Below are 12,433 nucleotides of genomic sequence, written 5' to 3'. Positions count from 1 at the left end.
CCATGCGCCTCGCAGGGATCAACATCCATCCGGTGAAGTCGACGGCGATCCGCCCGGTCGAGGAGGCGTACGTCGGCAGGGCCGGGATCGTGGGCGACCGCGAGTGGCTGGTCGTCGACGGCAGCGGCAAGCTGGTGACGGCTCGTGAGGTGAGGGAGCTGTTCACGGTCGTGGCGGACACGCCGTCGACCGGCGGACCGGCGGACGTGGACCTGCTGCTCAACGCTCCCGAGATGGACCCGCTGGAGGTGGCGGTGCCCGAACGGGAGGCGCCGGCGGTCGGCGTACGTTTCTTTTCGAAGTCGCTCACCGCGCAGGCCGTCGGGGAGCCTGCCGACGCGTGGCTGAGGAAGGCGCTCGGCCGCGACGACCTGAGGCTGATGTGGTGTGCCGACCCGACGAAACGGGCGATGAACCCGGACAAGTATCGGCCCGGTGAGTTCGCCGCGTTCCACGACTCCTCGCCGGTGTCGCTGCTCACCGACGCCTCGGCCGACCAGATCGACGCGTGGGCCGAGGGTGACGTCCCTGCGCAGCGCTTCCGTGCCAACCTGCTGATCGAGGGCGCCCCGGAGGCGTTCGCCGAGGACGGCTGGCGGGAGGTCGCGATCGGCGGCGCTCGGTTCCGGGTCGCAGCCCCGATCGACCGGTGCGTGATGACGACCATCGACGCCGACACGCTGGAGTCGGGCAAGGACCCGCTCCGGGCTCTCGCCAAGCACCGCCGCTGGGACGGCAAGGTCTGGGCGGCGGTGCATCTCGCCGTCGCCCATCCCGGCGAGATCGCGGTCGGCGACGAGGTCATCGTCTCCTGAGTGACCGGGACCACCGCGCCGAGGAATGCCGAGATCGTGCTATAAGGGCCTACCGTTGGATGGTGAGCACCGACCCTGAATCTGCCGTATCCACCACTACCGCGCCCGAGGAGCCGAGTGCGCCCAGCGGTGGGTCCAGCGTGGAGGCTGAGCAGGGTCCGACGTTCGACTCACTCGGCCTCTCCGCAGGCGTCCTCGAGGCCGTGAAGGCGCTCGGTTACGAGACGCCTTCGGCGATCCAGGCGGCGACCATCCCGTCGCTGCTCGAGGGCCGCGACGTCGTCGGTCTCGCGCAGACCGGCACCGGTAAGACCGCCGCATTCGCGCTGCCGGTGCTCTCGAACCTCGACGTCTACCAGAACGCGCCCCAGGCGCTGGTACTCGCGCCGACGCGCGAGCTGGCCCTCCAGGTGTGCGAGGCGTTCGAGCGTTACGCGTCCAACCTCGATGGCGTACGCATCCTGCCGGTCTACGGCGGCCAGGGCTACGGCCCGCAGCTGACCGCACTGCGTCGTGGCGTCCACGTCGTCGTCGGCACCCCGGGCCGGATCATGGACCACCTGGAGAAGGGCACGCTCGACCTTTCCCAGCTGCGCTTCCTGGTGCTCGACGAGGCCGACGAGATGCTCAACATGGGCTTCGCGGAGGACGTCGAGACCATCCTCGCCGACACCCCCGAGGACAAGCAGGTCGCGCTCTTCTCGGCGACGATGCCCGCGCAGATCCGCCGGCTGTCGAAGAAGTACCTTCGCGACGCGAAGGAGATCTCGGTCAAGGCGAAGACCCAGACCGCCACCAACATCACCCAGCGCTACCTGATGGTGTCCTACCCCCAGAAGGTCGACGCGCTCACCCGCATCCTCGAGGTCGAGAACTTCGAGGGCATGATCGTCTTCACCCGCACCAAGTCCGAGACCGAGTCGCTGGCCGAGAAGCTGCGCGCGCGTGGCTTCGCCGCGACCGCGATCAACGGCGACATCGCCCAGGCCCAGCGCGAGAAGACCGTCAACCAGCTCAAGGACGGCTCGCTGGACATCCTGGTCGCGACCGACGTCGCGGCTCGCGGTCTCGACGTCGAGCGGATCTCGCACGTGGTCAACTACGACCTGCCGACCGATGTCGAGGCGTACGTCCACCGCATCGGCCGCACCGGGCGCGCCGGCCGCACCGGCGACGCGATCTCGTTCGTCACCCCGCGTGAGCGGTGGCTGCTGCGCGCGATCGAGAAGCACACCAAGGCGCAGCCGGTGCAGATGCAGCTGCCCTCGGTCGACGAGGTCAACGCGACCCGCCTCTCCCGCTTCGACGACGGCATCACCGCCGCGCTGCAGGAGGGTGAGCGCATCGAGTTCTTCCGCGACGTGGTGCGTCACTACGTCGAGGAGCACGACGTCCCCGAGGTCGACGTCGCGGCCGCTCTGGCTGCGGTGCTCCACGGCGAGGAGCCGCTGCTCCTCGACCCCGAGCCCGAGAAGCCCGCCTACGAGGACCGGCGCGGACGTCGCGACCGCGACGACCGCGGCAGCGACCGTGGCCCCCGCCGCGAGACTGGTACGTCGCGCCACACCGGGCAGCCGCTGGCCACCTACAAGATCCAGGTCGGCAAGCGCCACCGTGTCGAGCCGCGCCAGATCGTCGGCGCCATCGCCAACGAGGGTGGCCTGCGCCGCGCCGACTTCGGCAACATCTCCATCCGCAACGACTTCTCGCTCGTCGAGCTCCCCGCGGACCTGGCTCCGGAGACCTGGAAGGCCCTCGAGTCGACCCGCATCTCCGGCAAGCTCATCGAGCTCTCCGAGGACTCCGGCGGCGGCCCCGTGCGTCGTTCCGGTGGTCGCTTCGACAAGGGCGGCCGCCCGGGGAGCTCCGACTTCGGCGACCGTCCCCGCAAGCCGCGGCAGAAGCGCAAGTTCGACTGACGTTGGGATACCCGGTTAACCGGGTATCCCTGCACTTCTCAGGCATTGCAATGCCTGAGAAGTGCAGGCATTGCCTGAACGCTGTGACTGAAGTGGCGAGAGGGACGGCCCGCTGGCGGCCCAGGACGACCGTGGACTCACCGACCGCTGCCTACGCGGCACTCGTGTCTCAGCAGGCGGCGAGAGTGCGCTGGGCCGAGAGGGCGACCAGGGCGAACGGTGCGGCCATCAGGGCCAGGGCGCTGAGGGCCAGGAACACGGTGAGGCCGCCGGTCAGGGCCAGCATGGTGAAGCCGATGATCGGCACGATCATGGCCGTGGCCAGGGACCAGGCGGCGGTCAGTCGGGCTGTACGGCGCCCGACCCGGAGCCAACGCTGACCGATCGCGGTCACCGCCAGGGCGACCAGGGCGCCGAGGGCGCCTGCTGTGCCGACGTACCCGATGACGATGTCGAGGACGTGGAAGAGGCCGCTCTCCGGAGCGGCTGAGTGGGCGCTCGCGCCGAGCTCGATCCCGCCGTCCCACAGGAAGGCCTGGGGGAGCATGACGAGGACGAGCAGGATGGCCGTACGTCGGGCGGCGCCGATCGCGACGGTGTCGCGGAAGCCGGGGGCGACGTCGTCGACCGAGCCGAAGTCGCGGAGGGCGAGCGCCTCGGCCTCGGTGGGTGTGTAACCCGCGGCCGTGTAGGCATCGGTCGCGTCCTCGAGGTGGTCGCCGGCCTCGCGCAGCAGGTCGCGCCGGGTCCAGCTCGGGCCGGGGATCGCGGCGCGCAGGTCCGCAAGGTAGACGTCGACGGCGCTCATGCGGTCAATCCTCCGTCCTCAGCGGTGTCGCGCACATCAGGGAACTCCCTGAATGACTCGCCAGAAGTGCCGTCTCGACCGACGCAACTGCCGTCTCGGCCGACGTAAGTGCCGTCTCGGCCGACGTAAGTGCCGTCTCGGCTGGGGGTCAGGCTTCGCCGAGTACGCCGGAGACGACCTTGGCGAAGGTACGCCACTCCTGGCGGTGGGCGGCGAGGGCGCTGCGGCCGGCGGAGGAGAGCTCGTAGGTGCGGCGCTTGCGGCCGCCGACCTCGGACCAGGAGCTGTCGAGGTAGCCCGCCTTCTCCAGCCGGCGTAGCGCGGGGTAGATGGTGCCGGTGGGGAGGTCGAGCTCGCCGCCGCTGCGGGCGCTCAGGGCCTCGATGATCGCGTAGCCGTGAAGGGGCTGTTTCTCGACGACGGCCAGGATCAGCGAGTCGAGGTGGCCACGGAGAGCGTCGGCTTTCATGTAGACAGCCTACACAGACCGTCGTACATTGTCTTCATACATGTTGCCAGGCTACCTATAGTCAGGCGAGACAGGACAGGAGACATGATGACCACACAGACGATCACGAGACCCAGCCCGCTGCGGCGGCTGGCGTCCTTCTCCCAACGCCATCACTGGACCGCGCTGCTGCTGTGGGTGGTCGTCCTGGTGGGTGTGACGGCGGCGGCGCAGAGCATCGGCGACGACTACCGCAACTCCTTCGACATCCCTGGCACCCAGTCGCAGGAGATGGCCGACCTCCAGGCCGAGCACGGCGGGTCGACCGGTGACCAGGTGCGGGCGGTCATCCACGACGAGCGCGGCTGGAACACCGACCAGCAGGCCGTGGACCAGCTGCTCGCCGACCTCGCCGAGGTCCCGCACGTCGAGACCGTCGAAGCGGCGGATCCGCAGCGCGGGTCGGTGAGCGAGGACGGTACGACCGCGCTGGTCACCGTCGTGATGGACGCCGAGGCAGGCGAGCTACCCGTGAGCGCCTATGAGCCGTTCCTCGAGCTGGCGGACGAGACGTCGACCGACGACCTCCAGGTCGAGATGGCCGGCGACTCGATGCGCGAGGTGAACGAAGGCGAGGGCGGCAGCTCCGAGGGGATGGGCATGCTCGCCGCGCTGGTGATCATGCTGTTCATGTTCGGCTCGTTCCTGGCGGCGAGCCTGCCGCTGATCACCGCGATCTTCGCGGTCGGTACGACCTTCGGCGTGGTCACTCTGCTCTCGCACGTGACCACGATCCCGGACTACACCGCGCCGATGCTGATGATCGTCGGGCTCGGCGTGGGCATCGACTACGCGCTGCTGGTCTTCTCGCGCTACCGCAGCGAGCTGCTCGGCGGCGCCACCCGCGAGCACGCCACGGCGACCGCGATCGACACCGCCGGTCGCTCGGTCCTCTTCGCCGGCGTCAGCGTGATCCTCGCGCTCTGTGGGCTCTATGTTCTGCAGCTGACCTCGATCCAGGGGGTCGTGCTCGGCGTCGCCCTCACCGTCCTGATGACCATGATCGCCGCGGTCACCCTGCTGCCGTCGCTGCTGACGCTGTTCGGCAAGCGCCTGGAGAAGTCCGTACGCAAGCACGCCGCCCGGTCGCGGCGTGAGCCCGGCCAGCGCTGGCGCGCCTGGGCATCCGGCGTCCAGCGGCACCCGTGGGCCGCGCTGATCGTCTCCCTGGTCGCTCTCGGCGCGCTGGCCACCCCGGTCCTCGGCCTCCAGCTCGGCTTCGCCGATGCCGGCAACGACGACCCGTCCTCGACCACGCGGAAGGCGTACGACCTGGTCAGCGACAAGTTCGGCCCCGGTGCCAACGGGCCGCTCGTCATCATGACCGAAGGCTCCCAGGAGCAGGCGGTCGCTGCGTACGAGGAGGTCACGGGGTACGAAGGCGTGGGCTCCGTGACCCCGCCGCAGCCGTCGGCCGACGGTGCGGTGTACACCTCCATCGCCTTCCCGGAGACGGGGCCGCAGGACGCCGAGACCACCGAGCTGGTGAAGGACCTCCGGGAGGATCTCGGCGACGACGTTCTCGTCGGCGGATCGACCGCGGCGCTGATCGACTACTCCGACGCGGTCGGGGAGAAGCTGCCGCTCTTCATCGGGCTCGTCGTCGGGCTCTCCGCGCTGCTGCTGATGTGCGTCTTCCGGTCCGTGGCAGTGGCGATCAAGGCGGCGATCCTCAACGTCCTCTCGATCGGCGCCTCGATGGGTGCGATGACGTACGTCTTCCAGGAGGGGCTGCTCGGGGTCGAGCCCGGTCCGATCGAGGCGTTCCTGCCGGTGATGACCTTCGCGATCGTCTTCGGGCTCTCGATGGACTACGAGGTCTTCCTGATCTCGCGGATGCGCGAGGAGTGGCTGCGCAGCGGCGATGCCCAGGAGGCGGTCCGGGAGGGGCTGGCGCACACCGGCGGCGTCATCACCGCGGCGGCCGCGATCATGGTCGTGGTCTTCGGCGCCTTCTGGTTCAGCCCGGACCGGATGCTGCAGGAGATGGGCTTCGTGATGGCGGTGGCGGTGCTGCTCGACGCGGTCGTGGTGCGGTGCCTCATCGTGCCGGCGGTGATGCGGCTGCTCGGCGCCCGCGCCTGGTGGCTGCCGAAGTGGCTCGATCGGCTCCTGCCGCGTCTGCAGAACGTCTGATGAACCTGGGTAAGCGGGTTCCGGACAGTTACTTGGACGTGCAACAAATTTCCTGCGGGCGGCCGTAAGGGCGCGTACAACCGAAGGGAAGGACCGCACCCCCAAGCGGTCCCTGGCTTTCGGGAGTTGCCATGAACGGTTCGACCTTCCGCCTGTCCAAAGTCCGCCTCGCGGTCTCCCTCACCTCCATCGCCCTTCTCGGCGCCGGCCTCGCCGTCGCCCCAGGCTCCCCGGCCAACGCGGCCGGGGAGCCTTACGTCGCACTCGGCGACTCCTACTCATCCGGAGTCGGCACCCGCAACTACATCAACGACGGCAGCAACTGCATGCGGTCGACCCTGGCGTACCCGAGCCTGGTCGCCGCGGCGAAGGGCTACAGCCTCAACTTTCGCGCCTGCTCGGGCGCGGTCGTCGCCGACGTCACCAACAGCCAGCTCAGCGCCCTGTCCAGCTCGACCCGCTATGTGACCATCTCCGTCGGTGGCAACGACGCCGGCTTCGCCGACGTGATCACCGAGTGCGCTCTCCCCGCCTGGGCGAGCGACTGCGCAGGAGCCGTCGCGGGCGCGCAGAACTACATCCGCAACACGCTTCCGGCCAGCCTCGGCACGCTCTACTCGAGGATCCGGTCGGCCGCGCCCAGCGCGAAGGTGGTGGTCGTGGGCTATCCGAAGCTGTTCATGGGCGAGGACTGCAACGCGGCCACCTGGTTCAGCCCGTCGGACGAGGCGATCCTCAACGACACCGCCGTGCTCCTCAACAACACCACGGCCTCGCGGGCGAGCGCCGCCGGGTTCAGCTACGTCAACCCGATCAGCCGGTTCACCGGACACGCGGTCTGCGACGACGTCGAGTGGATCAACGGGCTCTCCAACCCGATCGAGGAGTCCTACCACGCCAACGCCGCCGGCCATCGTGACGGCTACACCCCTCTGGTGAGCTCGCCGCTCACCGGCGCCGCCGTCACCGCGAGCCCCGCCGTGGTCGCCGCAGCCGAGGCGACCGGTCCCGCGCAGGCCGTCAAGCAGAGGAAGTACGCCGCTCTCGACCGCCACATCGAGCCGAAGGTGTTCCAGCCGCCGACCCGTGAGCGTCTGGAGAAGCTCGCCGACCAGCGCGGCGTCGACCTGGACGCCTGGCTGGCGACGCACTGATCCAGGTCGTGGTGAAGCCGGGCGTGTCCACCAGGCGCGCTCGGCTTCACAACCTCCGCGTTGGACGGGTGTAACCCAATCTTGGGGGCAAGGCTGATAGAACCGTTCCATGCGAGTCTCCCGGGGCATAGCGGCCCTTGCTGTTGCCCTACCGCTGCTTGCCGCATGTGGTGGGGCCAAGGAACCGGGTCCGAGCATGTCGACCCTGACCACGGCGCTGGAGACCGGCACCTTCACGAAGGTCGACTTCGTGGCGAAGACCGATCCCGCCGTCGTCGCGACCGACTACAGCAATCTGACCGGCAACCTGTTCGGGAAGCTGGGCGCGCCCGACGTGTCCGCGACCAAGCCGGTCTTCTCCGGCCACGGCACCGACAGCGCGAAGTCGACGCTCACCTGGGCGTGGGGACTGCCGGGCGGCCGATGGACCTACGAGTCGGAGGTCGAGCTCCGCAAGACCGACGAGAAGTGGGAGTTCGTCTGGGAGCCGACGGTCGTCGCCCCGACGCTCGCCGAAGGACGCAGCCTCCACGTCGAGACCGTCCAGCAGCAGCGCGGCGAGATCCTGAGTACGTCCGGAGCGACCCTGGTCGCGGATCGACCGGTCGTCACGGTCGGCATCGACAAGACCCTGATCGACCCGGTGGCGGCTCCCGCGGCCGCCCGCGACATCGCCGCGATCGTCGGCATCAACCCGAAGCGCTACGCCAAGCGCGTCAAGGCGGCCGGTGACAAGGCGTTCGTCGAGGCGCTCTCGATCCGCAAGCCGATGATGACGAAGGCCAAAGCCGCGAAGATCGCCAAGATCAAGGGCGCCGCGATGCTCAACCGGACCCTCCCGCTCGGCCCGACCAAGGAGTTCGCCTCGCCGGTCGTCGGCATCGTCGGTGAGGTCACGGCGGAGATGATGAAGAAGAAGCCCGGCACCTACCTCCCGGGTGATCTCGCCGGTCTCTCCGGCCTGCAGGCGCGCTATGACGAGCAGCTGCGCGGGAAGCCCGGGCTCCAGGTCGCGGTGCTCGGTGACGAGGGCGAGGTGCTCAAGCGGCTCTACAGCACCGACCCGATCGACGGGAAGTCGCTCACCGTCACCCTCGACGAGCGGCTGCAGAAGGGCGCGGAGAAGATCCTGAAGCGCGTCAAGCCCGAGAGCGCCCTGGTCGCGATCCGGCCCAGCGACGGTGCCGTGCTGGTCGCCGCCAACGGCGAGGACAACAAGATGAACCTGGCCACCTACGGCCAGGCGGCTCCGGGCTCGACCTTCAAGGCCGCGACCACGCTGGCCCTCCTGCGCAAGGGTCTCAACGCCACGAGCCAGGTCAAGTGCCCGGCGAAGACCACCGTCGACGGCAAGACCTTCAAGAACGACTCCTGGTACCCGAAGTCGGCCCTCGGCGAGATCACCCTCGCCCACGCCGTCGCCGAGTCCTGCAACACCGCCATGGTGGGCGTGGCCGGCGAGGTCGGCCACGCCGAGATCGCCTCCGCCGCCGCCTCGCTGGGCTTCGGCATCGACCGCGACGCCGGCTTCACCTCCTACTTCGGCCAGATCCCCGAGCCGGCGGGCGAGACCGAGCACGCCGCCGACCTGATCGGACAGGGCAAGGTGCTCGCCTCGCCGCTCGTGATGGCCACTGTCATCGGCTCCATCCAGGCCGGTCACACCGTGGTCCCGACCCTCGTCGAGGGCCAGGTCGCCAAGCCGTCGGGCGTCGAGCCGCTCGCCGCCGACGAGGCCGAGCAGCTGCGTACGATCTTCCGGGGTGTGGTCACCGACGGCACCGGCAGCGGGCTGCGCGACGTACCGGGCAAGCCGGTGATCGCGAAGACGGGGACGGCGGAGTTCGACCGCAACGGCAAGCGCCTCACCCACACCTGGATGATCGCGGCGCAGGGCGACCTGGCCGTGGCCGTCTACGTCGACGAGGGCGAGAACGGTGCCGCCACCTCCGGCCCGCTCGTCGAGGCGTTCCTGCGGATGGTCAACGAGCGCTGAGGACCGCCAAATAGGATGTGGCCCGGCCGTGAGGCCGGGCCACATTCGATTTCCCTCGGTGTTTCTCTACCGACGGGGGGAACAGTAGAGAAGCTCGAGGGGCGAGCCTGGCGGCCTTTCGGCCGCGAGGCCCGGTCGAGGTTTGGAGTGCTCCCTCCCTACGTCGACGTGGATACATAACCAGACTTGTTCCTGGCTGTCACGTCTATGTCGGTTTTCTACCGGATATGTGACCGGGTGTTAGCAATGTGTGGATCGGTCACTGCCCGGCCGGGATCTCCACGGTGCCGTTCGCCGGAGTGGAGTCGGCGGCCTTGCGGAGCATCGCGCCGAGGTCGACACCGGTCGTGGTCTTGAGCATGTTGAGGGTCTGGATGACGTTGTCGTTGACCTGCTTCGGAATGGCGCCGGCCCCCTCGGTGGAGAGCACGGTGAGGTTGTCGATGGCGCTGATCGGTGCGGCGACCTCCCTGGCGACCTGGGGCAGCACCTCGATGAGCATCTGCAGCACGGCGGCGTCGTTGTAGGACGCGAACGCAGCGGCGCGCTTCTCCATCGCCTCGGCCTCGGCGTGACCGACGGCCAGGGTGGCGGCAGCGCTCGCCTCACCCTCGGCCCGGGTGGCCTCGGCGCCGGCCAGACGCAGCGACTTCTGCGCGTCACCGCGCCGGGCGCCCTCGATGGCCTCAGCCTCGGCCAGTGCGGCACGGCGGGCCTTCTCGGCCTCGCCGGAGAGTCGGGCCTGCTCGGCGTCGGCCTCGGCCGCGGCGATGGTGGCTGCCTTGCGGGCCTCCGCGGCGGCGATCTCGGAGCTGCGGCGACCCTCCGCCTCCTGCTCGACGCGGTAGCGCTCGGCGTCGGCGGGCTTGCGCACCTGCGTCTCCAGCTGGCGCTCGGTCAGCGCCGCCTGGCGTACGGCGACCTTCTCCTGCTCGGTGAGGATGGCCTGGTCGCGGTCGGCCTGGGCGAGCGGGCCGGAGGCGGCGGCGTTGGCGGCGGCCGCGTCGGTCTCGGCCTTGATCTCGGCCTGCTTGAGCGCGAGCGCGCGCTGGGCGATCGCGATCTCCTCCTCGGCCTTGATCCGGGCCTGCTCGGCGGCACGACGGGCCTCGGCCTCGGCGATCGAGGCGGCCTGGGTGATGCGGGCGGCCTCGGGGCGGCCCAGGTTCGTCAGGTAGGAGCCGTCGTCGGTGACGTCTTGGATCTGGAACGTGTCCAGGATCAGGCCCTGGCCGGTGAGCGACGACTCGGACTCGTCGGCGACCCGCTGCGCGAACGCGGCCCGGTCACGGATGATCTGCTCGACGGTCAGACCGCCGACGATCGAACGCAGCGCGCCGGCGAGCACCTCCTGCGTGAAGGGCTCGATCTCCTCCTGCTGGGAGAGGAAGCGCTGTGCGGACAGCCGGATCTGGTCGGCGTTGCCGCCCACCTTCACGATCGCGACACCCTCGAGGTTGAGCTTGATGCCCTGCCCGGAGACCGCGCCGCGGATCTGGACCGAGATCCGGCGCGAGGAGAGGTCCATCGTGGCCAGCTTCTGGACGAACGGCACCACGAAGACGCCGCCGCCGAGCACGACCTTCTGGCCCGACAGGTCGGTGGTGAGCTGGCCGGTCTCGGGATTGAGCACCGCCTTGCCCTTGCGGCCTGTGACGATGAAGGCCTGGTTGGGACCGGCGACCTTGTAGCGGCTGGTGACCAGCAGCAGAAGCAGGATGAGAAGTACGACAAGGCCGGCGATCGGCACCAGCAGTTCCATGAGGATTCCTTCAGTCAGGAGGTGATCTCGCGCCACGTCGGCGCGACGGTGACTGCCGTCGGTGAGAGGACTCCGGTCACGTGCACGGCGGTGCCGGGCGTGATCGCCTCATCGGAGTCGGGCGCCTTGGCGTTGTAGGTCACCGTGTGGCCCCCGAGGGCGACCCGCACCACGCCGAACCCGTCCGCCGGGATCGTGGTGATCACGGCAGCGTCCAGGCCGACGGCGGCCTCCCCCGAGGGCGCCGCGTCGGTCTGGTCCTCCTTCAGCAGGCGCGTCAGCCACAACGTGAACCAGGCGAAGAGTGCTCCGACGACGGAGCCGATCAGGATGGACGGCAGCAGGCCGAGGTCCAGCGGCCCGTGGGCGATGGCACCGCCGAACCCGAACGCCGACACGAACCCGGCCAGCGCGGCGGTGGAGTAGGAGTCACTCGCCAGCCAGTCCAGCAGGCCGCCGAGGAAGCCGTCGAGGAGGTCACCGATCACCAGCGACACCAGGAGGAGGCCCAGCCCGACGGCTCCGATGATCAGGAACGTCGTCACACCAAATCCTTCGGCAGAGTCTCCACACTGAGCAGCAGTCTTAGGCGGACCCTATCCGTGTCTGATGCTGCCTGTCCGCGCTTTAATCGGCCTGTTGATCTGCCTGGTCGAAGGTCCAGAGCAGAAGCTCGGTCGGTACGCCCGCACTGACCGTGAATTCCGGCGGCAGGTCGTCCCCGGCGGTCACCTCGAAGGCGTCGCCGGCGGTGAGCGGCTCGGCCATTCCGCTGCGCAGGAGGGCGCCGGAGGCGACGTGGAGATGGCGGAGCCTCGCCTCCGGGAGGGTGATCTCGGCAGGGCCGGCGGTGCCGACGTGGCCGACCCGCAGTGTCCCCTGGTCCAGGCGGACCGCCTCGGTCCACTCGCCCTCGACCGCGGCGACGTCGTGGACGGCGTACGCCGGTGCGCCGGTGCTGCCGGCGATCCACACCTGGATGAACCGGGTGCCGGCGGCCGAGGCGAACTCGGAGTGGTCGACCCCGTCGCCGGTGGTGAAGACGCCGACCTGGCCGGGGGCGACGGTCCCGGTGGTGCCGGTCGAGTCGGTGTGGGTCACCTCGCCGGACAGCGGCCAGGTCACGATCGTGACGCCGGCGTGGTGATGGGTCTCGAAGCCCTCACCGTTGCGCAGCAGGTGCTCGTCGTAGGTCACGATCGGGCCGAAGCCGACGCGCTCGGGGTCGTAGTGGGAACCGAATGAGTAGGTGTGCCAGGTAATTTTTCCTGGCCGGAGGCCGGGGGGACGTTCCGTGAATCGGGCGTTTCCTCGGCGGATCTGGGCAGTCACAGT

At 69.5% G+C, this 12,433-nt stretch carries 10 protein-coding genes; 5 read left to right on the top strand and 5 right to left on the bottom strand.

Annotation, left to right across the window (positions count from 1 at the left end):
• Positions 1-2 precede the first annotated feature (2 nt).
• A complete protein-coding gene (locus ACW14X_RS13410) occupies positions 3-815 on the top strand; it encodes an MOSC domain-containing protein (RefSeq protein WP_457165891.1) in 813 nt (270 codons plus the stop codon).
• Between the two features lie 59 nt (positions 816-874).
• Positions 875-2,734 carry a DEAD/DEAH box helicase gene (locus ACW14X_RS13405; RefSeq protein WP_160025899.1) on the top strand — a complete coding sequence of 620 codons (1,860 nt, stop codon included), beginning with the start codon at positions 875-877 and terminating at the stop codon, positions 2,732-2,734.
• Positions 2,735-2,903: 169 nt separating this feature from the next.
• Here the strand turns inward: ACW14X_RS13405 and ACW14X_RS13400 are convergent, their stop codons facing one another.
• Together ACW14X_RS13400 and ACW14X_RS13395 are read right to left on the bottom strand one after the other, a co-directional pair.
• Entirely contained in the window at positions 2,904-3,542 is a 639-nt protein-coding gene (locus ACW14X_RS13400; protein WP_457165890.1) for a permease prefix domain 1-containing protein, read from the bottom strand.
• Positions 3,543-3,690: 148 nt separating this feature from the next.
• Entirely contained in the window at positions 3,691-4,011 is a 321-nt protein-coding gene (locus ACW14X_RS13395; protein ID WP_160025897.1) for a PadR family transcriptional regulator, read from the bottom strand.
• 87 nt (positions 4,012-4,098) lie between these two features.
• Here ACW14X_RS13395 and ACW14X_RS13390 point away from each other — a divergent pair, with 87 nt between their 5' ends.
• The 3 genes from ACW14X_RS13390 to ACW14X_RS13380 all read left to right on the top strand — a co-directional run bounded on the left by ACW14X_RS13390 (position 4,099) and on the right by ACW14X_RS13380 (position 9,336).
• Positions 4,099-6,186, top strand: coding sequence for an MMPL family transporter (locus ACW14X_RS13390; RefSeq protein ID WP_457165889.1), 2,088 nt, complete (start codon positions 4,099-4,101; stop codon positions 6,184-6,186).
• 131 nt (positions 6,187-6,317) lie between these two features.
• Positions 6,318-7,340, top strand: a complete 1,023-nt coding sequence (locus tag ACW14X_RS13385; RefSeq protein WP_457165888.1) for an SGNH/GDSL hydrolase family protein — start codon at positions 6,318-6,320, stop codon at positions 7,338-7,340.
• Positions 7,341-7,536: 196 nt separating this feature from the next.
• A complete protein-coding gene (locus ACW14X_RS13380) occupies positions 7,537-9,336 on the top strand; it encodes a penicillin-binding transpeptidase domain-containing protein (protein WP_457165887.1) in 1,800 nt (599 codons plus the stop codon).
• Between the two features lie 259 nt (positions 9,337-9,595).
• On the opposite strand, the gene ACW14X_RS13375 is transcribed toward ACW14X_RS13380, so the two are convergent.
• From ACW14X_RS13375 to ACW14X_RS13365, 3 genes are all read right to left on the bottom strand, one after another.
• The gene (locus tag ACW14X_RS13375; protein WP_160025893.1) at positions 9,596-11,098 is read right to left on the bottom strand and encodes a flotillin family protein; all 1,503 of its coding nucleotides are present in this window, start codon (positions 11,096-11,098) and stop codon (positions 9,596-9,598) included.
• A gap of 14 nt (positions 11,099-11,112) precedes the next feature.
• Positions 11,113-11,643: a hypothetical protein gene (locus ACW14X_RS13370; RefSeq protein WP_160025892.1), complete on the bottom strand. Its 531-nt coding sequence runs from the start codon at positions 11,641-11,643 to the stop codon at positions 11,113-11,115.
• Between the two features lie 82 nt (positions 11,644-11,725).
• Entirely contained in the window at positions 11,726-12,430 is a 705-nt protein-coding gene (locus tag ACW14X_RS13365) for a pirin family protein (RefSeq protein ID WP_457165886.1), read from the bottom strand.
• Positions 12,431-12,433: the final 3 nt, after the last annotated feature.

The organism is Nocardioides sp. YJ-D4 (assembly GCF_054031495.1).
Note: the sequence above shows the minus strand (reverse complement) of the source record. Positions and strands in the feature narration are given on the sequence as shown.